The following is a 21,467-nucleotide window of genomic DNA, read 5'->3' on the forward strand; positions in this document are numbered from 1 at the left end:
TGAAGACGGACTACGTACGTCCGCCCATGCCATTAGGCGTCGAGATGGCGATCGGCCGCGCCACCGGACCGATACCGGGAGCGGGCCGATCGCACAGTTCACGCGGAAGTACTACCGGACCGCGCCCGCGACACCGCCGATGAGGCCGCCGAGCACGCAGCCGGGGAACACGCCGATGATGAGGAAGATCAGGCCGACCACGGCGCCGATGGCGCAGCCGATCAGCACGCCGCCCAGGGCACTCCCGGCATCACCGACGAACTGCGGCGCACCCGGCTCCGGAATGGCGGCGCCGACCGGAGTCAGGGTCAAAGTCGTTGCGTCCGCGTTGATTTCCGGAGCAACCGCGACCTGCTGCCCCATCGCGGATCGCAGAGTGGTCGGCACCGTCGCCACCACCTCGCCGTCCGGCGCGAGCACGGTGATCACGTCCGGTGTGACGGCGAACGTGCCGGAGGCGAGCGTCAGCGTCGCGCTCGACCGGTCCGGCGCGACGACGACGGAGGAGGCCACGGCGTCGTCGCCGAGCGCGGGATCGTAGATTTCGGCCTGCCCGTAGGCGGTAGCCGCCGTGACGCCGGTGGTGGCAATGGTCAGCAGCGTGGTCGCTACCAATTTCCTGAACTTCATGAGCTTTCCCATCCTCAGCAGAATCGATCTGTCGTTACCTGGGTACAGCCATGGAACATCAGCGATTATAGACGTTACACATCACTGCTTCGGACAGTTGGTATGCCCAAGATGCCCTGCACGACAGCGCATTTCGTGACGAATCCGGAAAATGGGATGGCGGACCCTACTCCAGCTCCCCTTCGGTCTCCAGGTAGACCTGCCGCAGCCGATCGAGCGTGTCCTGTTCGGGACGTTCCCACAGTTTCCGCTCGGCCGCCTCCAGCAACCGCTCGGTGATCCCGTGCAGCGCCCAGGGATTGGACTGCTCCATGAACTTTCGGTTCGCCTCGTCGAAAACGTAGCTCTCCGTCAGCTTTTCGTACATCCAGTCGGCCACCACGTTGGTCGTGGCGTCGTAGCCGAACAAATAGTCGACGGTCGCGGCCATTTCGAACGCGCCCTTGTAGCCGTGCCTGCGCATGGCTTCGAGCCAACGAGGATTCACCACCCGGGCCCGGAACACCCGTGCCGTCTCCTCCGACAACGTCCGGGTGCGCACCGCGTCCGGGCGTGTGCTGTCGCCGATGTAGGCCTCCGGGTTCTTGCCGGTCAGCGCACGCACCGTGGCCACCATGCCGCCGTGGAACTGGAAGTAGTCGTCGGAGTCGGCGATGTCGTGCTCGCGGGTGTCGGTGTTCTTGGCCGCCACGGCGATCCGGCGATACGCGCCGCGCATGTCCTCCGCGGCGGGCGCGCCGTCGAGATCGCGCCCATAGGCGTAGCCGCCCCAGGTGGTGTAGACCTCGGCGAGGTCGTCGTCGGTGCGCCAGCTCTTCGCATCGATCAGCTGCAACAGGCCCGCCCCGTAGGTGCCGGGCTTGGAACCGAAGATGCGGGTGGTGGCGCGGCGCTGGTCGCCGTGCTCGGCGAGATCGGCCTGGGCGTGCGCGCGGACGTAGTTGTCCTCGTGCGGCTCGTCCAGATCGGCGACCAGGCGAATCGCGTCGTCCAGCAGGGCGAGCACGTGCGGGAAGGCGTCGCGGAAGAAGCCGCTGATGCGCACCGTGACATCGATTCGGGGGCGGCCGAGTTCCGCGAGCGAGACCACCTCGAGCGTGCGGACGCGGCGGCTGGCCTCGTCCCAGACCGGCCGCACGCCCAGCAGTGCGAGCACTTCGGCGATGTCGTCGCCGGAGGTGCGCATCGCGGAGGTACCCCAGATCGACAGACCCACCGACCGCGGGAATTCACCGTGGTCGGCGTGGTAGCGCTCCAGCAGGGATTCCGCCATGGCCTGCCCGGTCTCCCAGGCCAGCCGGGACGGCACGGCCTTGGGATCGACCGAGTAGAAATTGCGCCCGGTCGGCAGGACGTTGATCAGGCCGCGCAACGGCGACCCGCTCGGGCCTGCCGGGATGAACCCACCGTCGAGCGCGTGCAGGACGCGGTCGATCTCCACGCCGGTCTGCCGCAGGCGCGGCACCACCTCCGTGGCCGCGAACCGCAGCACCAGGCGCACCTGCGGGTCGTCGGCGATACCGTCGACCGCCTCCGGCGACCAGTCCGCCGCCTGCAACGCCGCGACCAACGCGCGGGCACGCGCCTCCACGGCATCCACGCGCTCACGCGCCTCGCCTCCCGACTCGTCGAGGCCTAGGGCTTCGCGCAGGCCGGGCACGGTGCGCTCGCCACCCCACAGCTGACGCGCGCGGAGCATGGCCAGCACCAGGTCGAGTTCGCTCTCCCCGGCCGGAGCCGAGCCGAGAACGTGCAGGCCGTCGCGGATCTGCACGTCCTTGATCTCACACAGCCAGCCGTCGACGTGCAGCAGCATGTCGTCGAAGGATTCTTCGTCCGGACGCTCGGTGAGGCCGAGGTCGTGGTCCATTTTCGCGGCGCGCATCAGCGTCCAGATCTGCTGACGGATCGCGGGCAGCTTGGCCGGGTCCAGGGCCGAGATGTTGGCGTGCTCGTCGAGCAGCTGCTCCAGTCGCGAGATGTCGCCGTAGGTTTCGGCGCGAGCCATCGGCGGGATCAGATGGTCCACCAGGGTGGCGTGCGCGCGTCGTTTGGCCTGGGTGCCCTCGCCGGGATCGTTCACCAGGAACGGATAGATCAGCGGCAGATCACCGAGAGCGGCATCGGTGCCGCAGGAGGCCGACATACCCAGCGTCTTGCCGGGCAGCCACTCCAGGTTCCCGTGCTTGCCCAGGTGCACCATCGCGTCGGCGCCGAAACCCTCGGGCGCGCTGAGCCACCGGTAGGCCGCCAGATAGTGGTGGCTGGGTGGCAGATCAGGGTCGTGGTAGATGGCGACGGGGTTCTCGCCGAAACCGCGCGGCGGCTGCACCATGAGCACCACGTTGCCGAAACGCAATGCGGCGATGACGATCTCACCGGCCGGGTCGGCGGAGCGGTCGACGTAGAGTTCGCCCGGCGGCGGGCCCCACGCTTCGACGACGGCCTCGCGTAGGTCGCCGGGCAGGGTGTCGAACCAGGCGGTGTAGGTCGCCGCGCCGATGCGGATCGGGTTCCCCTCCAGCTGTTCGGCGGTCAGCCAGTCGGGATCCTGGCCTCCGGCGGCGATCAGGGCGTGGATGAGCGCATCCCCGTCCTGTTCGTCCAAGCCGGGAATCTCGCCGGGTTCGCCCAGATCGTAACCGGCGGAGCGCATTTTGGTGAGCAGGCGAATCGCGCTGGCCGGGGTGTCCAGACCGACGGCATTGCCGATGCGGGCGTGCTTGGTCGGGTATGCCGACAGCATGACGGCGATGCGCTTGCGTTCGGCGGGGATGTGACGCAGCCGCGCGTAGCGCGTCGCGATGCCCGCGACACGGGCGGCGCGCTCGGCGTCGGGGACGTAGGTGGACAGGCCGTCGGCGTCGAATTCCTTGAACGAGAACGGGACCGTGATGATCCGCCCGTCGAATTCCGGCACCGCCACCTGGGTGGCGACGTCCAGCGGTGACAGCCCGTCGTCGTTGGCCTCCCACTGGGCGCGGCCCGTGGTCAGGCACAGTCCTTGCAGGATGGGCACATCCAGGTCGGCGAGCGCGCCGACATCCCACATCTCGTCCTCGCCACCCGCGGACGCGATGGCGGGCTTGGTGCCGCCCGCGGCCAGGACCGTCACCACCAGCGCGTCGGCGCGGCGCAACGTTTCGAGCAACGCGGGTTCGGCGGTGCGCAGCGACGCGCAGTACAGCGGCAGCGGCAGCGCGCCCGCCTGTTCGATCGCGGTGCACAGGGCGTCGACGTAGGCGGTGTTGCCCGCCAGATGCTGGGCGCGGTAGTAGATCACCGCCACGGTCGGCCCATCGGGATGCTCAGCGGCGACCCGGTCCAATTCGCCCCAACTGGGCAACTGGATCGGCGGCTCGAAGCCGTGGCCGGTCAGCAGCACGGTGTCGGACAGGAAATTGTGCAGCTGGCGCAGATTCTCCGGGCCACCGGCGGCCAGGTAGTTGTGCGCGTCGGCCGCGACGCCGCCCGGGACGGTGGAGCATTCCATCAATTCGGCGTCCGGGGCGATCTCGCCGCCGAGGGCGACGAGCGGGATCCCGCTGGCGCGCAGCGCCTCCAGCCCGTCTTCCCAGGCCCGCTTGCCGCCGAGAATGCGCACGATCACCAGATCGGCGCCGTCGAGCAGGGCCGGCAGGTCGTCGACCAGCAGGCGAGCCGGATTTCCCCACCGATAGTCGGCTCCGCTGGCGCGGGCACTGAGCAGATCGGTGTCGGATGTGGACAACAGCACAATCACGGGTGGCAGCCTTCCTCGGGTGACGCGCCCATCGGGGGTTCGCTGCTCGCCGGGGAGGGTCTGGCTTTCCACAGTGGCGCGACCGCACCGGACTTTCACCGGTTTCCTCGTCGTCCGCCGAGCACGCCGATGCTACCTGCCGTCCGGATCGTCCTCGTCCACGCGCCCCGCTCGATCAGCCGCGACGGTCGCGGTCGCTCGCCCTGGCTGCCAAGAAGTCGTCCACGAGTCGTGCGCAGTCGGCGGCGGCGATCGGTTCGAGCCCGACCAGCCTTGCGAAGACGATCGGGCCGACGAGCTGGGTCAGCGCGAATGTCACGTCCGGATCGCCGAGTTGGGCGCGCACGTCCGGATCGCCGAGGAGCTGGTCGAACGGCTTGCGGTACTGCTCGATGAGCCGCCTGCGCAGCCCGCCGCCTGCCTGCTGAGCAATTCGATCAGCCGTTGCCGCAGCGGACCGGCGGGCGGCGCCTCGATCACCGGTCTGTTCGTCTTCGCGGCTGCCTCGGCGGCCCCGGCGCTGCTGCACACGCCCGGCTGGTTGATCGCGGGCCGGACGGCGGCCGGGGTGGGCGCCGCTCTCGTCATGCCCTCGACGCTGTCCCTGATCACCGCCGGATTTCCCGAGTCGCGCCGGGGCGATGCCGTCGGGCTGTGGGCGGTGTCGCCGGTGCGGGCGCGGTGCTGCAGGTCACCGAGCGGATCGGTCCGCAAGCCGCGCCCCTGGCCGACTTCGCCGAATCGGCCTCCGTGCACGTCGCCCAGCAGTCCGCGCTGGCGCTGGGCATTGTCACCTTCGTCGCCGCGGCCCTGATCGGGGTGTGGGCGCCGGGGCGCTCACGCGCGACGACGAAAGGCGCCGACTCGACCGGAGACGCAACCGACGACGACACCGTGACGACCGCGCGCCGGTGACACCTGCACGACCGACCACACGACGGCCGTGCAGGATTCGCGCCGGACCTAGACCAGGTCGGCGTTCCCGTCGATCACCTTGAGGTGGTAGTGGAACCGGTTGACCCGCCACCCCTGCGATGTGCGCTCGACGCCGAGGGAGTAGCTGCCGACGAAGGTACGGGTCTTGCCCTCGGTCGCGGCATTCTTGACGTGCACCGCGATGGCGTCCGCGTGCACGCGCGCCGCGTCGCCGTCCAGATCGATGAGATGGTTGCCCGACTGGTGGTGCACCCCGTCGAGGTCGGCGAGCCCGGTGCGCCAATCCGCGATGATGTCGGCGGTGGCACGCTCCCCGACCGGCCCGCCGAAACCGCCGTCGAAATCGACGGTCGGCGTGAACACCTCCGCCGACAAGTCTTCCCAGCGCTTCTGGTCGGTGTACACGAACATCTTGGTGATCACATCGACGATGGCGAGCCGGTCGGCGAGAGTGGAAATTTCGGACATACGCCGACCTTAGTCGGCGGGCCCGCCCTATGCCTTGCGGACCACCCCGCCGAGCAGCACCAGCCCGGTTTCCGGCAGGTCGTCGCCGAGCCACTGTTGCAGGGGAACCACACCGGGCTCGAGTATCTCGAACCCTTCGAAGAACGACTCGACCACGGCCGCAGACCGATAGACCACCTGGGCCGAGGATTTGGCGGTATCCGACGACGACTGGTCGATGAAGTCCGAATTGCTGTCGTCGGAGCCGTGCGTGAACGCAAGATAGCTTCCCGGAGCCATGATTTCCCGCAGCCGAGCGACGATCTCGGCCGGGCCTTCGTCGTCCATCACGAAATGCAGGACCCCGACGAGCGTGATCGCGACCGGCTCGTCGAAGTCGATCGAACCACCGTTGCGCAGCCGGTCGATGATGTCGTCCGGACGGCGAACGTCACCCAGCATCGCCGTCACCCCGTCCGCGTGCGCCAGCAGGGCATTGCAGTGCGCGTAGACGACCGGGTCGAAATCGACGTACACCACCCGCGCCGACGGGTCGGTCTTGTGGGCGACCTCGTGCACGTTCGGTGACGTCGGGATACCCGCGCCCAGGTCGATGAACTGCCGGATCCCCGCCTCGGCGGCCGACTGGACCGCACGCACCAGGAACTGGCGACTGAACCAGGCCAAGGTTCGGGTATCCGGGGCGATGGACAGCATGCGGTGCGCGACCGCCCGGTCCACCTCGTAATTGTCTTTGCCGCCCAGGAGATAGTCGTATACCCGCGCGGAATTCGGCAGGTTCGGATCGACGCCCCGCGGTGCTCGCTCCATGCCGGACACCGTACCTCCCGATCGCCCCGAGTCATGATCCTAACAAAACAGTCGCGGGCCGTCGCCTCGGTTCTCGGCCCTGGAAAGATACGCGCGTATCGAATGACATTGCGGGGAAGGTTGTTTCACGCAATGTCGAGCACGCACGCGCGCACGGACTCACTCGCCGCTCGCCCCGCCCGCCGCTAGCAACTCCGTTCGCGCCATCAGCTCGTCCGCCACCGGGCGGGGACGGCGACCCAGACCACACGCGCAAGCGAGGCCGTCGATCGGACGGCCCAGCGCGTTCTCGATGATCCGCAATGTCTCCGTCTGCTGTGCCGCGGTAGGAACGTCGTGCACGAACCCCGCGTAGAAATTCGTACCGGCATCGAGAGCCAATTTCGCCAAAGGCGCATAGAATTCGGCTTTCTCCGATGGAGGTACGTCGCCCGCCGCGAGCGGACCGTGCACGTATTCCAGGACGCGCCCCCGCGGCCAATGACCGACGACGGAATTGGCCAGATCGACCAGCGGCCGGGCATCGCGCAACCGGCCTCGTGCCTTGTTGCGCAAACTGCCGAGGCACAGATGTACCCCGAAACGGGTACCTTCGGGGGCGGCCGCGGCCAGGGCCGCGATCCCCTCCCCCAGCCCAAGCACCCGATCGGTCAGCCGGTGCAACGGCTGTGACTTCGCCATGAGCACCAGTTCCGCGGTGGCTTCCAGCTGCACGACGACGTCGTCACCGGCGAGCTCGCGAATGGCCGTGATGTCCCGCACGGTGGCGTCGAGGAAGGCGCGTCGATGCCGCCGCACGCCGGCGGCTCCCATCGCGATGAACGTCAGCGTGAAATCGGTCGGCATGCCGATCTGGAGTGCGAGACCGGGCAGGTCGCGCTCGGCGCGCAGTGCGCGAAAGATCGGCAGCGCCTCCTCTGCCTCGCCGAGATAGCCGAGATCCATGGCTTCACTGGGCAACTCGACGCCCCGCGCGACGCGGTGGATCGTCCGCTGCCTGCTCGAGCCCCACGTCCCCTGCTTCTTCACCGCCAGGACCCCTTGGTCGACCAGGTCTTCGATGATCGGCTGGATGTAGAACTCGTAGCGCCGGGTCTCCCCCGTCGGCAGGGTACGCAGTCGCGTCCCCGCACTGTCCAGCATGGCCCGCATCGCGACGTCCGTGCTTTCGGCCGGAAAACTTCCGACGAAGTGCACCGTCCGCGTACCCGCCCCTTGTCCCGTCGCACCCACGTTTCCGCGCTCCTTGTCCATCGCGTCGTCCCGGACATCCGCTGTCCCGAAGCGATATCGGGCGCGGCCGAGTACACGCGTGCGGCATCAACTATGCGATAGCCACGGAACATTGTGCGCGGTATCGCCGTTCGCCGGGCAACCAGCGGCACGATCCGCCGGGACTGGCGGCATACGGCCATGGGCAGCACTCTCGATCGACGGCGTTCACGAATATCCGGAGCCCGTTGGCGTCCGAGGCAGCAAGTGGGCCCCACACCGAAAACGCCTGCTGGAAAATGTTTTACGGACGCCACGCGTGATCTGATCCGGCGTCCGCGGGTATTGCGCGCGGCGAAGTTCACGCATAGCCTGCGTCGCGTGCGAACCTCGCTACGGTCGATCGCCGTGTCCGCGGCGGCCATACTTCTCTGCCTGACACCGAGCACTGCCCACGCCGAGGACACCGCGCCGGGTCGTTGCACAGCGGTCTCCATCCCCGTTCCGCTCGGAGAGATGGCCGGATCCTTGTGCACCCCCACGGCGCGCGCCACCGACACCGTCATGGTCCTGATCGCGGGTTCCAACTACAACGCCACGTACTGGGATTTCCCCTACGCTCCGGAGACCTACAGCTTCCGGCGGGCGATGAACGCCGCGGGCATCGCGACGCTGGTGGTCGACCGGCTCGGCAACGGTGCGAGCACCCGCCCACCGAGCACGCAGGTGACGGCGACGGTCTCCGCCCGCGCCCTGCACGACATCGTCCGGTCCCTGCGCGCCGGACTGGCGGGCGCGCCCCCGTTCGGCAAGGTCATCACCGGAGGTCATTCCCTCAGCTCGGGCATCGATGTCCTGGAGGCGACCACCTACCAGGACGTCGACGGCGTCCTGCTCACCGGTTACTCCCACGCGCTCAACGTGTCCGAGGTGCTCGGCGTCATCTCCACCTACCACCAGGCCGCCGAGGATCCGCAATTCGCCGGGCGCGGTTACGACGCGGGCTATCTGGCGACGCGGCCCGGTACCCGCGCGGCCGACTTCTTCGCTCCCGAGACGGCCGACCCCGAAGTTCTCGCGGTGGACGAAGCCACCAAGGAGGTCTTCTCGCCGACCGAGTATCCCGACGGCCTGACCTCCACCCTTCCCCCGATGAGCAACTTCATCAATGTCCCGGTTCTCGTCGTCAACGGCAGTCGGGACCGGCTCTCGTGCGGCCCCGCGTACGCCGTCTGCGCGGATGCCGAGACATTGCGCGCCACCGAAGCGCCGTTCTTCGGCCCGGCGGCGCGACTGCGCACCTTCGTGCTGCCCGGCAGCGGGCATTCGGTCAATCTGGCGCGCAACACCGCCGAATACCGGGCCGCCGTCGTCGACTGGGTGCGTTCGATCGGGCAGTGACCGGCCGTTCCGCCCGGCAGTCGCGTCCGTAGGCTGGAGTCGCTATGACACGACGTGCTCCTGATTCCTGCCCGGGCGTACTGCGGCTGCACGAGGCGGCCGACGGGCCGTTGGCCCGCATCCGCGTGCCCGGCGGTCGTCTGGAGCCCGCACAGCTACAGGCACTGGCGGAGGCCGCGCACGACCTGGCGGACGGCAACATCGAGCTCACCTCGCGCGGCAACGTCCAATTGCGCCGGGTGAGCGATGCCGCAGCGTTGACCGACCGGCTCGTGGCCGCGGGTCTCCTGCCGAGCGCCACGCACGAACGGGTGCGCAACATCATCGCCTCGCCGCTGTCCGGCCGGATCGGCGGCCTGGCGGACGTGCGCCCGCTGGTTCGCACGCTGGACACCGGCCTGCTCGCGGCGCCGCGGCTGGCCGACCTGCCCGGCCGGGTGCTGTTCACCCTCGACGACGGACGCGGGGATGTCAGCGGCCTCGGCCCCGACATCGGCGTGCACGCGGTCGGGGCAGACGAGTTCGCGCTGCTGCTGGCGGGCGGCGACAGCGGCCTGCGGCTGTCCGCAGCCGACGCTGTGGACGTCATACTCGCCGCCGCGCACGCATTCCTGGATCTGCGCGGCGCGGACCCCGGCCGGTGGCGGCTGCACGAGATCGCACACGGCGCCGAACGCGTCATCGATCGCCTCGGCTCGGCACCGAGCGCCGCGAAACTCGAATTCCCCGCCGCACCGAGTAATCCGATCGGCTGGCTGGAGCAGGACGACGGATCGGTCGCCCTCGGCATGGGTGTGCGCCTCGGCTCCCTGCCCGCCCGCACCGCCGCATTCCTCGCCGCGGTCGAACGACCGGTCTTCCTTACGCCGTGGCGCAGCCTGGTGGTCACCGACCTGGCGGAGTGGACCGCCGAGCAGGTGGTGCGCGTGCTCGCGCCGATGGGCTTGATCTTCGACGCCGACTCGCCCTGGCTGCTGGTCAGCGCCTGCGCCGGGCAGCCGGGCTGCGCGAAGTCGCACACCGACGTCCGAGCCGACGCGGCGGACGCCGTCGGCGCAGGCCGGGTGCTGCCGGGACCCGCCGATCCGCTCGACCTCCCGCGGACGATGTCCGCCGCGGAGGTCGCGGTGGCCGACCGCCAGCACTGGTCCGGCTGCGATCGTCGCTGCGGCCGTCCCCGGGGGGAGGTCACCGACATCGTCGCCACGAGCGAGGGTTATCGCGTCGACCGGCCGCCCCGCGTTCCCTGAGTTTCCGGCAGGTCACCCGCCATGGATCTCGAGGGTGCAGCATTTGACGGAGCCACCGGCTTTGAGCAGCTCGGACATCTCGATCCCCACCGGATGGTAGCCACGGGCACGCAGGGCTTCATTCAGGTCGGTGGCCGCGCTGCTGAGGAAGACGTTCGCGCCGTCGCAGACCCCGTTCAGCCCGAGCACCGCCGCGTCCGCGTCGGTGGCCACGATCGCGTCGGGGTAGAGCTCCGCCAGCACCGCGCGCGCCGCAGGGCTGAAGGCGGGCGGGTAGTAGGCGATGGTCGCGGCGTCCAGCGGAAGCAGCACCGTGTCCAAGTGGTAGAAGCGCGGATCGACCAGTTCCAGCGACACCACGGGCAGACCGAAGTGGCGCGACACCTCCTCGTGCGCGGCAGGTGAGCTGCGGAATCCCGTTCCGGCCAGGAGCCGGTCGCCGACTAAGAGGAAGTCGCCTTCGCCTTCGTTGCATTCCGTGGCGGCCACCAGGTTCGCCACGCCGGACTGGGCGAACCAGGCGTGGTAGGCCGGGCCTTCCGCGGCACGCTCGGGGTGCGTGAAGCGAGCCGACATGGCGCGGTCGCCGACGATCAACCCGCCGTTGGCGGCGAACACCATGTCGGGCAGGCCCGCGACACCGGGCACCACCTCCACGGTGTGCCCGTGTTCGGCGTAAGTGGCGCGCAATCTCTCCCACTGCGTGATGGCCAGCGAGCGGTCGACGGGCTCGGCGGGATTCATCCAGGGATTGATGGAGTAGGTGACGTCGAAGTGGTCGGGACGGCACATCACGAACCGGCGCGGGGACGAACGGCGGACGGTGGACTCGAGGGGGAGGGTGGCTACAGACGTCAACGGAACTCCCGGCAGTGAGCGTGGACTTTCAGCTGTCATGACGGTAAGTCGCCTAGCATTGCGCTAGAAATGACGATTCATTGCGTATGGAAGGCAAAAACCAGCGAATTGTTGTGCAAGGCGAGAGAAGGTGTGACGTGGACGACCTCGACCGGCGGATTCTCGAGCAATTGCTGAAGAATGCGCGGGCTTCGTTCCAGGAGATCGGCGGCGTGGTCGGATTGTCCGCGCCCGCGGTGAAACGGCGAGTCGACCGGCTGGTGGCGGGCAAGCAGATCACCGGGTTCACCGCGCTGGTCAATCCCGCCGCGCTGGGCTGGAAGACGGAGGCGTACGTCGAGGTGTACTACCGCGACAACATCTCCCCGGCCGAACTCAAACGCAGTCTCGAACCGATCCCGCAGGTGGTCGGCGTGTGGACGATCGCGGGCGAGGCCGACGCGCTGGTGCACGTGATGGCCACCGACATGGCCGAGATCGAGGTGACCGTGGAACGGATCAGGGAGAACGCGCGCGTCGGGCGTACCCGCAGCGCCATCGTCATGTCCCGGATTCTCGAGCGTCCGCGGACCTGATCCGGCGGCCCCGCCCCCTCGGTGTCCGGCCGCCGGGCCCGGGATGCGAAGCGCCCGACCCGGACCGATCTGTCCGGACCCGCACCCATATGGTGGACCGCATGTCCGACGTACGTGCCAGCTATCTGACCGACGGGGCCGAGATCTACCGTCGCTCGTTCGCGACGATCCGCGCCGAGGCCGATCTGAGCGGATTCCCGCCGGACGTGGCGCAGGTGGCGGTGCGGATGATCCATGGCTGCGGTCAGGTGGATCTCGCCGCGGACATCGCCTTCTCCCCCGGCGTCGTCGCCTCGGCGCGGGCGGCGCTGCGCGCGGGCGCGCCGATTCTCTGCGATGCCACCATGGTTGCCTCCGGCGTGACCAGGAAACGACTGCCCGCCGACAACGAGGTGCTGTGCACCCTCGCCGACCCGCGCGTGCCGGAGTTGGCCGCCGCCAGGGGCACGACCCGCTCCGCCGCCGCGCTCGAACTGTGGCGCGACCGTCTCGACGGCGCCGTCGTCGCGATCGGCAACGCGCCCACGGCGCTGTTCCATCTGCTCGACCTGCTCGACGCGGGAGCGCCCCGGCCCGCCGCCGTGCTCGGCATTCCGGTCGGCTTCGTCGGCGCGGCCGAATCGAAGGACGCGCTGATCGAGTTCGGCGGCGTCGAATACCTCACCGTGCGTGGCAGGCGCGGCGGCAGCGCCATCACCGCGTCCGCGCTGAACGCGATCGCGAGCGAACAGGAATGAGCACTCCGGGCAAGCTGTGGGGCGTCGGACTCGGTCCGGGCGATCCGGAACTGGTGACGGTCAAGGCGGCCAACGTGATCGGCGCGGCCGACGTGATCGCGTTCCACAGCGCGCGCCACGGCCGCAGCATCTCCCGCCGTATCGCGGCGCCGTACATGCGCCCCGGCCAACTGGAAGAGCATCTCGTCTACCCGGTGACCACCGAGACGACCGACCATCCCGGCGGTTATCAGGGTGCGATCGACGAGTTCTACGAACAGGCCGCCGAGCGGCTGGCCGAGCACCTCGCCGCGGGCCGCTCGGTCGCGCTGCTCGCCGCGGGCGACCCGCTGTTCTACAGCTCCTATATGCACATGCACCGGCGGCTGGCCGACCGGTTCGAAGCCGAGATCATCCCCGGCATCACGTCCGTGAGCGCGGCGTCGGCGGCGCTGGGCACACCGCTGGTCGAAGGCGAGCAGGTGCTCACCGTCCTGCCGGGCACCATGCCGGTCGACGAGCTCACCCGGCGGCTGCGCAGCACCGACGCCGCCGCGATCATGAAACTGGGACGCACGTATCCCGGTGTGCGCCAGGCCCTTACGGATTCCGGCCGACTCGCGGGCGCGTACTACGTCGAGCGCGCGAGCACCACCGAACAGCGCGTGCTGCACGCGGGCGCGGTGGACGACGCCGAGGTGCCCTACTTCGCCATCACCCTCGTGCCGGGTCCCGAGCCGACCACGCCGCTGCCCCGCCTCGAAGAGGAGGCCGTTCAGCGTCACCGCGATGCGGAGGGACCCGGTGAGGTCGTGGTGGTGGGCCTGGGTCCTGGCGCGCCCGAGTGGACCACCGACGAGGTGCGCGCGGCATTGGCGGAGGCGACCGACCTGGTCGGCTACACCACCTATTTGAACCGAGTGCCCGAACGCCCGGGCCAGCGTCGTCATCCCAGCGACAACCGGGTCGAGTCCGAGCGCGCGGCCATGGCCTTGGATCTGGCCAAGCGGGGCGCGCGGGTCGCGGTCGTCTCCTCGGGGGATCCCGGCGTCTTCGCGATGGCGGCGGCGGTGCTGGAGGAATCCGCCGACCCGCAGTGGCGCGCGGTGCCGGTGCGGGTGCTGCCCGGGCTCACCGCGGCCAACGCGGTGGCCAGCCGGGTGGGCGCGCCGCTCGGGCACGACTACGCGATGATCTCGCTCTCCGATCGTCTCAAGCCGTGGGAGGTTGTGGCGCAGCGCCTTTCGGCGGTCGCTGCGGCCGACATGGCGATCGCGATCTACAATCCGGCATCCTCGCAACGCACCTGGCAGGTGGGCGCGATGCGGGATCTGCTGCTGGAGCATCGCAAGCCCGACACGCCCGTCGTCATCGGGCGCGACGTCGGCGGGCCCACCGAGTCGGTCCGGGTGGTGCCGCTCGGCGACCTCGACCCCGCGGAGGTGGACATGCGGACGCTGCTGATCGTCGGCGCGTCCACCACCACGGCGCTGGAAACCGGTACGGGCACCCGGGTCTTCACCTCCCGCCGCTACGGCCGCACGCGCGACGCGGCCGCCGGCGACGCGTAGTATCGCCTGACGCACCGAAGCAGATCGGAGGGACCTTGGCCGCGACACTGTCGGAGCTGACGCTGCGCGCCCGAGCCTTGGAGGCCAGGGCCACCGCGAGCGAACAGGCACTCGACGAACAGGGCGAGGTCCTCAACGAACTCGCGGTGCTGACCAGGAAGACGCTCGACGGCATCGGCCGGATCGAACTGCGCGCGGAAACCCTCGGCGAAGCCGTCGGCGAGCTGCGCCAGGACGTCGGAGACCTGCGCGAGAATGTGGGCGAACTCAACCGCAGGGTGACCGTGCTCGAACAAGGACAGGTCCGTCTGGAACAGGGCCAAGCCGCGCTCGCTCGCGGCCAGGCGCAGCTCGAACAAGGACAGGCACGGCTGGAGCAGGGAATGGCGCAGGTGCTCGCCCGGCTCGACAAGCTGACCGGCGACGCCTGACCCACCACGTTCCGGTAACATTCCATTATGGAATGTTGAGAGCGAAGGGAGCAGTCGTTGACCAACACCGCGACCAAGCGCAAACCACTGAACTCGACGGCGGCGTCGTTGCTCGGATTTCTGCACGAAGGCGCGATGTCGGGATGGGATCTGGTGACCGAGGCCCAGGAGCGCATCGGCGACTTCTGGACCATCACCCAGAGCCAGGTCTACCGGGAACTCGCCGCCATGGACGCGGCGGGACTCGTCGAGAAGGGCGAGACCGGCGCCAGGGAGCGCACCCCCTACCACATCACCGACGCGGGCCGGGAAGCGTTCCTGGAATGGGTCGTCCGCGATCCCGGCGGGGAAACCATCCGGGTGCCGTTGCTGCTCACGCTCTCCTTCGGCGAGCATCTCGATCGCGATCGGCTCGACGGCATCATCGCCGCCAACCGGGAGATCCATCAGGCCCGGCTCACCCGGTATCTCGCCGAAGACCCGGAGGGTAAGACCGCATTCGCCCGCGCCACCTTGGATTTCGGGATTCGCTACGAGCGCACGGTGCTGGACTGGTTCGATCATCTGCCGGAAATTCTCGGCGGCTGATCTCTCCGGCTCGTCGCGAGCCGGAACGTCTCAGCCGCGCCGGGTTCGCCGGATGCGCAGCCAATCCAGCGCTTGCGCAGAGGATTCCACGATCCGCGCGCCCTCGGGCAGCGGCGGGCGGTCCACCACGACCACCGGGATGCCCGCGGCGCGGGCGGCGGCGAGTTTGGCCTCCGTCTGCTCCCCGCCGCTGTCCTTCGTGACGAGCGCGTCGATCCGATACTCCGCGAGCAGCCGCGCTTCGTCCTGCACCGCGAACGGCCCACGGGCGAGGAGCAATTCGTGCCGCGGCGGCAGCGCGCCCTCCGGCGGGTCGATGGCACGAATCAGAAACCAGGGCCGGTCGAGTCCCGCGAACGCGTCGACGCCTTGTCTGCCGATGGTCAGGAACACGCGCTCGCCGAACGTGCCGACTGCCGTCGCGGCCGCGGGGAGATCAGGTACACGCATCCAGCGGTCCCCTGCCTGCTCTACCCACCTGGGCCGGCGCAGGTGCACCAGCGGCACGCCCGAAGCTCGCGCGGCGACTGCCGCGTTGGCGCTGATGGCCGCCGCGAACGGATGGGTGGCGTCGACCATCGCGGCCACGTCGTTGGCCGCGAGCCAGGCGCGTAGTCCTTCAGCGCCCCCGAAGCCGCCGACGCGGACCTCACCCTCGGGCAGCAAGGGTGCGCGCACACGACCGGCGAGCGAGGACACGATCTCGAATCCTCGCTCGCCGGAAGCGATGTGGGCCAGCTCCCGCGCTTCCCGGGTGCCGCCCAGAATCAGAATTCTCAGGGCTGGCCGCTGAAGTAGGCGATACCCGCGTTCAGCAGCGACGGCCCGCCCGCGACGGCCAGACCGATCAGCGCGCCGAGCACCGCGCCCGGCAGGATGCCGACACCGAAGAACACGATGCCGATGGCGGCGCCGATCAGGCCACCGACCAGAGCGCCGAGCGAGGCGCGCTGCAGTTCGGCGAAGAACCACTCCTGCGCGCCGATGAACTCGGCGGCGACCGGCGCGTTCGCGGTCGGCGCGACCTGCGGCGTCAGCGTGAGCTGCCTGCCCTCGTCGGCGACGGCCGCGGCGATCCGGACCTCCTGACCCTTGGCCGTCGCGGTGAGCGGAATGCTGGTGACGGTCTCGCCCGCGGAGTTCTTCAGCGTGACCGCCCGGTTGTCGGTGTCGACGCTGAACGCGCCCCCGGTCACGCTGGTGACCACCGACTTGCCCGCGTCGGCGAGTTGCAGCGCGTAACCGACGCCCTGATCGCTGCCGGTGACGGTGGGCGCCGCAGCGGCCTGGTCCTGCACCGCGGGCGGCACCGGGGCGGCGTAGGAAGTACCGGCGGCCACTCCGGTGGCGGCGACAGCCAGCAATGCGGTAGCGGCGAACTTCTTGTATCTCATCTATCTCCCCAACAGGAATCGGATTTCCGGTCAATGATCGGAACTCGGCCCCGACCCTACCGCGTGACCAATAACATGTTCACGCCTCCGCGGGGAAGGATCGCGCGGTTTTCACCACCGACCACTGTGTGACCGGAAGCTGCGGACGCCAGGTGGTGAAGGAGCCCAGTGGTTCCCCGCGATAGATCTGGAACTTCCGCAATATGCCGCCCTGGGCGTTCGACCAGTTGAGCAGCAACGATTCCGATTCCGCCGTGACCGCGTTCGCGACGAGCCTGCCGCCCTGACGCAACTGCGCCCAGCATGTCTCGAGCACGCCATCCTGGGTCAGGCCCCCACCGACGAAAATCGCGTCGGGCGCGGCGATTCCGGTATCGGCGGCGAGTTCGCCACGCACTTCGCCGCGCACCTGGATGTGCGGCACGCCCAGAACCGTGGCATTGTCGGCGATCTGGCGTCGCCTGCGCTCGAGCCGCTCGAACGCGACGGCCCGGTTCCCCGCATGCGCCCGGCACCATTCGATGGCGATGCTGCCCGAACCGCCGCCCACATCCCACAGCAATTCCCCGGGCGCGGGCGCCAGGGCCGCCAGCGTCAGCGCGCGGACCTCATGCTTGGTGAGCTGGCCGTCGCCGCCGAACAATTCGTCCGGCAGTCCGGGCATGCGGGTGGTGCGCGGCCGGTCCGGGTCGGCCGAGCAGGTGATCGCCACGACGTTCAGCGGGTCGCCCGGCGGGTGTTCCCACTGCCGCGCGATTCCGGCGCGGCGCCGTTCGGCGGAACCGCCCAGTTGCTCGAGGACCGTCAGCTCCGAACCGCCGAAACCGTGGTCCCCGAGCAGTCGCGCCAGATCCCGCGGTGTGTGCTCGTCGGCGCTGAGCACCAGCAGCCGCCTGCCGTCGGCCAGCTCGGGCAGCACCGTCGCCAACGGACGCCCGACCACGCTGACCACCGGTGTTTCGGCCAGCGGCCAGCCAAGGCGGGCGCAGGCCAGGGAGGCGGAAGACGGTTGCGGCAGCACCCGCAGCGCCTGCGCGCCCAGCAATCGAGCCAAGGTGACGCCGATTCCGTAGAACATCGGATCGCCGCTGGCCAGGACGCACAACCGCACCCCGCCATGCCGTTCGAGGAGGCCGGGCAGCGCGGGCAGTAGAGGCGACGGCCACGTCACCCGGTGCGCCGCCACGGTGGGCGGCACGAGCGCGAGCTGGCGCACGGAACCGAACAAGACCTCGGCGTCACCGACGGCCTCCCGCGCGGCGCGACCGAGGCCGTCCCAGCCGTCGGCGCCGATTCCGACGACCGTGACCGGTGTTCCTGTCCACGACCCGGGCGCGGCGCTCATCGAGGCATCCGGCGCCAGATCGGTTGTGGCAGTAGACGCATCGCGAAGAACACCGGTCGCAGGATTCCGGGCACCCAGACTCGGCTCGCGCCCCGGCGCAGACCCTTGACCACCGCGTCGGCAACCTGATCCGGGGTGCTGGAGAACGGCGCCGGGGACATCCCCTCGGTCATCCGCCCGATCACGAACCCGGGACGGACCAGCAGCAACCGCACGCCAGTGCCGTGCAGGGCGTCCGCGAGACCGGAGGCGAATCCGTCGAGTCCCGCTTTGGCCGAACCGTAGACGTAGTTCGCGCGCCGGACCCGCACACCGGCGACCGAGCTGAACACGACGATCTGCCCTGCGCCCTGCGCGCGCAACAGATTCGCCACCGTGGTGAGAACGCCGGCCTGGGCGACGAAGTCGGTATGCAGGATCGCCGCCGCGTGGGCGGGATCCCGCTCGGCGCGCTGCTGATCGCCGAGCACACCGAAGGCGAGCACCGCGATCCCGATCGGCCCGTGCTCGGCGGCGATCTTCTCCAGCAACGCCGGATGACCCGCCATGTCGTCGGCGTCGAATTCGACGGTGTGCACTTCACTCGCGCCCGCCGCGGTGATCTCCGCGCGCTGCGCGTCCAATTCGCCGCTGCGCCGGGCCGCCAGAACCACCGCTCGTCCCGGCGCCAGCCGTCGCGCCACCTCGAGTCCGATCTCGCTCCGCCCGCCCAACAGCAGCACGGTCCCGTCGGACAAACCACGCGTTCCCATGCGCCTCAGTCTGTCATTGGCACGGGCGGGGCTCGTCATCGCGCACCGGCGCGGTTCGGGCTGATGCGGCGGGGGCGGGCGCCGACGGCTACGGTCGGAGGATGCCGACGAGTACTGCTGAGCTCTCGCCCGCCGCCCTCGAGTTCGTCGCCGAACGGCACCTCGCCACGCTGACGACCTTGCGTGCGGACGGAACGCCCCATGTGGTGGCGGTGGGATTCACCTGGGACCAAGAGGCCGGGATCGCGCGCGTGATCACCAACGACGGGTCGGTGAAGGTACGCAACGTGCGCCGCTCCGGCTACGCGGCGGTCAGCCAGGTCGACGGCATCCGGTGGCTCACGCTGGAGGGCCCCGCCACCGTGCTCCAGGCACCCGACGAGGTGGCCGAGGCGGTCGAGCGGTACGCGGGTCGTTATCGCGTGCCCCGGGAGAACCCGACCCGCGTGGTGATCGCCATCCAGGTCCGGCGCGTCCTGTCCAGCAGCACGCTGGTCGCATCGGCCGGGGACGGCGCGCCGGGCGAGAACGGCGCGGGCGCTTAGCGCCTCCGCCGGACGCCTTCCTCGCCGCCGTCAGCCCCGATCACAGCACCGTCAGGCCGTGCGGCCGCTTGTTCAGGGATTCACCGCCTTCTTCGGTGACGATCACGATGTCCTCGATGCGCGCGCCCCACTCGCCGCGGAAGTAGATGCCGGGCTCCACGCTGAATGCCATGCCGGGCTGCAGGACGAGGTCGTTGCCCGCGACGATGTAGGGCTCCTCGTGCACCGACAGGCCGATGCCGTGTCCGGTGCGGTGCACGAATGCGGGCCCGAAACCGGCTTCGGTCAAGGGGTTTCGCGCCGCGTCGTCGACCGCGGCCGCGGTGACGCCCGGGCGGACGGCCGCGACCGCCGCGGCCTGCGCGCGTTCCAGCTCGGCGAACCGGGCGGCGATCTCCGGATCGGGCTCGCCCAGGACGTAGGTCCGGGTGGAGTCGGAGTAGTAGCCGGGTTCGACCGGGCCGCCGATGTCGACGACCACCACATCGCCTGCCTCGATCCGGCGCTCGGACACGCCGTGATGCGGGTCCGCCCCGTGCGGACCGCTGCCGACGATGACGAATGCCGCCTCGGTGTGCCCCTCGGCCACGATCGCGGCCTCGATATCGCGGCCGACCTCCGCCTCGGTACGCCCCACCTGCAAGAACTCGCCCATCCGCGCGTGCACCCGGTCGATCGCCGCACCCGCCCGGCGCAGCGCGTCCACCTCGGCCGGGTCCTTGATCATGCGCAGTTCGCGCAGGACGGGAGTGGCGGACACCGGCAGGCCGGTGAACGACTCGGCCAGCGGCAGCAGATGCAGTGCGGGCATGACATCGGCCACGGCCACCCGGGAACCCACGTGCAGCGCTGACTTCACCAGCGCGTACGGGTTGGTTCCGTCGACCCAGTCCAGCACTTGCAGACCCAGTTCGCCCGCCGCGGAGCCCTCCAGCGACGCCAGCTCCAATTTCGGGATCACGACCGACGGCGTCGCACCGTCGGCGGGGATCACCAGGCAGGTCAGCCGCTCGAACGACTCGGCCGCCGAGCCGATCAGGTAGCGCAGGTCGGGGCCGGGAGTGATCAGCAGGGCGTCGAGGTGGGCGGCCCGCATCAGCTCCACCGCCCGCTCCAGCCGTGCACCGTAGACGTCCGCCGCGAACCTCGAATCCGTATGCGAGCTCATTCGTCCGACGTTACCCGCCGGGCGGGCCCGGCGAACGCCGAACTTCGCCAGGGTGGTGTCGGTGCGACCGAGTAGCCTCAGCCCGTGACCTCTGCTTCCGGTGGGCCCCTGCTGCTGTTGGACGGAGCCAGTCTGTGGTTCCGCGCCTTCCACGCCATCCCCGACAAGATCACCGCACCCGACGGCCGGTCGGTGAACGCGCTGCGTGGTTTCACCGACATGGTGGCGTCGCTGATCACCCGGTTCGCCCCGAGCCGACTGGTGGTGTGCCTGGATCTGGACTGGCGCCCGTCGTATCGAGTCGAGCTGGTCCCGTCCTACAAGGCACACCGGCTGGACACGTCGCCCGATGCCGCACCCGGCGCCGAGACCGTTCCCGACAGGCTCACCCCGCAGGTCGAGATGATCCTCGAGGTGCTCGACGCCGCAGGGATCGCGACCGGAGGGGCGGAGGGCTTGGAAGCCGACGACGTGCTCGGCACCCTGGCGACTCGTGAGCGCACCGACGAGGTGGTCGTGGTCAGCGGCGATCGTGACTTGCTGCAGCTCGTCCGGGACGAGCCCGCGCCTGCGGTACGGGTGTTCTACGCCGGACGGGGGCTGGCCAAGGCGGAATTGTTCGGCCCGGCCGAGGTGTCGGCGAAGTACGGTGTGCCGCAGCGGAACGCCGGCCCGGCCTATGCCGACATGGCGACGCTGCGCGGCGACGCCTCGGACGGATTGCCCGGAGTGGCGGGCATCGGCGAGAAATCCGCCGCCACCTTGATCTCCCGTTTCGGCTCCCTGGACGCCCTCGTCGCGGCCGTCGAGGACCCCGGCGCCGACCTGTCGCAAGGCGTGCGTGCCCGGCTGCGCGCCGCCGAGGACTACTTGAAGGCCGCCGCACCGGTCGTGCGGGTGGTCTGCGACGCCGAGGTAGCCCTGTCCCGCGACGACGTCCTCCCCACCGAACCGGCCGACCCGGCCCGCCTACACGCCCTGGCCACCGCCTACAACGCGGAAAGCCCGGTCACCCGCCTGATCACGGCACTCGCCACCCGCACCGCCTGACCCGGAGGCCGAAGCTGGTCGCACC

21 protein-coding genes and 1 pseudogene are annotated in these 21,467 nt (G+C 69.8%); 10 read left to right on the forward strand and 12 right to left on the reverse strand.

Translation table 11 applies throughout. The annotated features are described in order from the left end of the window. Positions 1–111: 111 nt before the first annotated feature. The 3 genes from ACFV2O_RS11260 to ACFV2O_RS11270 form a co-directional block, all read right to left on the reverse strand. Entirely contained in the window at positions 112–630 is a 519-nt protein-coding gene (locus ACFV2O_RS11260; RefSeq protein WP_379251719.1) for a hypothetical protein, read from the reverse strand. A gap of 166 nt (positions 631–796) precedes the next feature. After that, positions 797–4,372, reverse strand: coding sequence for a cobaltochelatase subunit CobN (cobN, locus tag ACFV2O_RS11265; protein WP_379251720.1), 3,576 nt, complete (start codon positions 4,370–4,372; stop codon positions 797–799). A gap of 175 nt (positions 4,373–4,547) precedes the next feature. Further along, positions 4,548–4,901, reverse strand: a complete 354-nt coding sequence (locus ACFV2O_RS11270; protein WP_379251925.1) for a hypothetical protein — start codon at positions 4,899–4,901, stop codon at positions 4,548–4,550. Between ACFV2O_RS11270 and ACFV2O_RS11275 the strand changes: the two are divergent. Further along, positions 4,848–5,065: pseudogene (locus ACFV2O_RS11275) on the forward strand (MFS transporter); the annotation flags it as partial. The gene ACFV2O_RS11270 and the pseudogene ACFV2O_RS11275 overlap by 54 nt on opposite strands. A 270-nt stretch (positions 5,066–5,335) precedes the next feature. Here ACFV2O_RS11275 and ACFV2O_RS11280 read toward each other — a convergent pair. The 3 genes from ACFV2O_RS11280 to ACFV2O_RS11290 form a co-directional block, all read right to left on the reverse strand. Continuing rightward, positions 5,336–5,776, reverse strand: a complete 441-nt coding sequence (locus ACFV2O_RS11280) for a nuclear transport factor 2 family protein (RefSeq protein ID WP_355077603.1) — start codon at positions 5,774–5,776, stop codon at positions 5,336–5,338. 27 nt (positions 5,777–5,803) lie between these two features. After that, the gene (locus tag ACFV2O_RS11285; protein ID WP_379251721.1) at positions 5,804–6,586 is read right to left on the reverse strand and encodes an SAM-dependent methyltransferase; all 783 of its coding nucleotides are present in this window, start codon (positions 6,584–6,586) and stop codon (positions 5,804–5,806) included. Between the two features lie 159 nt (positions 6,587–6,745). Further along, positions 6,746–7,819 carry a hypothetical protein gene (locus ACFV2O_RS11290; RefSeq protein WP_379251722.1) on the reverse strand — a complete coding sequence of 358 codons (1,074 nt, stop codon included), beginning with the start codon at positions 7,817–7,819 and terminating at the stop codon, positions 6,746–6,748. Positions 7,820–8,314: 495 nt separating this feature from the next. On the opposite strand from ACFV2O_RS11290, the gene ACFV2O_RS11295 reads away from it, so the two are divergent. Beyond that, positions 8,315–9,199 (forward strand): alpha/beta hydrolase, encoded by an 885-nt coding sequence (locus tag ACFV2O_RS11295; RefSeq protein WP_379251723.1) that lies wholly within the window; start codon positions 8,315–8,317, stop codon positions 9,197–9,199. 44 nt (positions 9,200–9,243) lie between these two features. Continuing rightward, entirely contained in the window at positions 9,244–10,449 is a 1,206-nt protein-coding gene (gene cobG / locus ACFV2O_RS11300; protein ID WP_379251724.1) for a precorrin-3B synthase, read from the forward strand. A gap of 12 nt (positions 10,450–10,461) precedes the next feature. On the opposite strand, the gene ddaH is transcribed toward cobG, so the two are convergent. Continuing rightward, the gene (gene ddaH / locus ACFV2O_RS11305) at positions 10,462–11,346 is read right to left on the reverse strand and encodes a dimethylargininase (protein ID WP_379251725.1); all 885 of its coding nucleotides are present in this window, start codon (positions 11,344–11,346) and stop codon (positions 10,462–10,464) included. A gap of 98 nt (positions 11,347–11,444) precedes the next feature. On the opposite strand from ddaH, the gene ACFV2O_RS11310 reads away from it, so the two are divergent. From ACFV2O_RS11310 to ACFV2O_RS11330, 5 genes are all read left to right on the forward strand, one after another. Beyond that, positions 11,445–11,882 (forward strand): Lrp/AsnC family transcriptional regulator, encoded by a 438-nt coding sequence (locus ACFV2O_RS11310; protein ID WP_043726335.1) that lies wholly within the window; start codon positions 11,445–11,447, stop codon positions 11,880–11,882. Between the two features lie 101 nt (positions 11,883–11,983). After that, positions 11,984–12,619, forward strand: coding sequence for a precorrin-8X methylmutase (locus ACFV2O_RS11315; protein WP_355077592.1), 636 nt, complete (start codon positions 11,984–11,986; stop codon positions 12,617–12,619). Continuing rightward, a complete protein-coding gene (gene cobJ / locus ACFV2O_RS11320) occupies positions 12,616–14,169 on the forward strand; it encodes a precorrin-3B C(17)-methyltransferase (RefSeq protein ID WP_379251726.1) in 1,554 nt (517 codons plus the stop codon). The genes ACFV2O_RS11315 and cobJ overlap by 4 nt, the downstream gene beginning before the upstream one ends. A 35-nt stretch (positions 14,170–14,204) precedes the next feature. After that, positions 14,205–14,600 (forward strand): hypothetical protein, encoded by a 396-nt coding sequence (locus tag ACFV2O_RS11325; RefSeq protein WP_379251727.1) that lies wholly within the window; start codon positions 14,205–14,207, stop codon positions 14,598–14,600. 57 nt (positions 14,601–14,657) lie between these two features. Beyond that, the gene (locus ACFV2O_RS11330) at positions 14,658–15,188 is read left to right on the forward strand and encodes a PadR family transcriptional regulator (RefSeq protein ID WP_379251728.1); all 531 of its coding nucleotides are present in this window, start codon (positions 14,658–14,660) and stop codon (positions 15,186–15,188) included. 30 nt (positions 15,189–15,218) lie between these two features. Here ACFV2O_RS11330 and ACFV2O_RS11335 read toward each other — a convergent pair whose 3' ends face one another. From ACFV2O_RS11335 to ACFV2O_RS11350, 4 genes are all read right to left on the reverse strand, one after another. Continuing rightward, entirely contained in the window at positions 15,219–15,962 is a 744-nt protein-coding gene (locus ACFV2O_RS11335) for a cobalt-precorrin-6A reductase (RefSeq protein ID WP_379251915.1), read from the reverse strand. A 2-nt stretch (positions 15,963–15,964) separates the two neighbouring features. Beyond that, positions 15,965–16,582, reverse strand: coding sequence for a hypothetical protein (locus ACFV2O_RS11340; RefSeq protein ID WP_356962073.1), 618 nt, complete (start codon positions 16,580–16,582; stop codon positions 15,965–15,967). 79 nt (positions 16,583–16,661) lie between these two features. Next, a complete protein-coding gene (gene cbiE, locus ACFV2O_RS11345) occupies positions 16,662–17,927 on the reverse strand; it encodes a precorrin-6y C5,15-methyltransferase (decarboxylating) subunit CbiE (protein ID WP_379251729.1) in 1,266 nt (421 codons plus the stop codon). Continuing rightward, entirely contained in the window at positions 17,924–18,679 is a 756-nt protein-coding gene (locus ACFV2O_RS11350) for an SDR family NAD(P)-dependent oxidoreductase (RefSeq protein WP_379251730.1), read from the reverse strand. The genes cbiE and ACFV2O_RS11350 overlap by 4 nt, the downstream gene beginning before the upstream one ends. 101 nt (positions 18,680–18,780) lie before the next feature. Between ACFV2O_RS11350 and ACFV2O_RS11355 the strand changes: the two genes are divergently transcribed. Beyond that, positions 18,781–19,224: a PPOX class F420-dependent oxidoreductase gene (locus ACFV2O_RS11355; protein ID WP_379251731.1), complete on the forward strand. Its 444-nt coding sequence runs from the start codon at positions 18,781–18,783 to the stop codon at positions 19,222–19,224. 40 nt (positions 19,225–19,264) lie between these two features. Here ACFV2O_RS11355 and ACFV2O_RS11360 read toward each other — a convergent pair whose 3' ends face one another. Beyond that, positions 19,265–20,392, reverse strand: coding sequence for a M24 family metallopeptidase (locus tag ACFV2O_RS11360; protein WP_379251732.1), 1,128 nt, complete (start codon positions 20,390–20,392; stop codon positions 19,265–19,267). Between the two features lie 84 nt (positions 20,393–20,476). On the opposite strand from ACFV2O_RS11360, the gene ACFV2O_RS11365 reads away from it, so the two are divergent. Further along, positions 20,477–21,442 carry a 5'-3' exonuclease H3TH domain-containing protein gene (locus tag ACFV2O_RS11365; RefSeq protein ID WP_379251733.1) on the forward strand — a complete coding sequence of 322 codons (966 nt, stop codon included), beginning with the start codon at positions 20,477–20,479 and terminating at the stop codon, positions 21,440–21,442. The last annotated feature ends 25 nt before the right edge of the window (positions 21,443–21,467 follow it).

Origin of the sequence: Nocardia sp. NPDC059691, from assembly GCF_042733915.1 — a bacterium.
Classification (GTDB): domain Bacteria; phylum Actinomycetota; class Actinomycetes; order Mycobacteriales; family Mycobacteriaceae; genus Nocardia; species Nocardia sichangensis.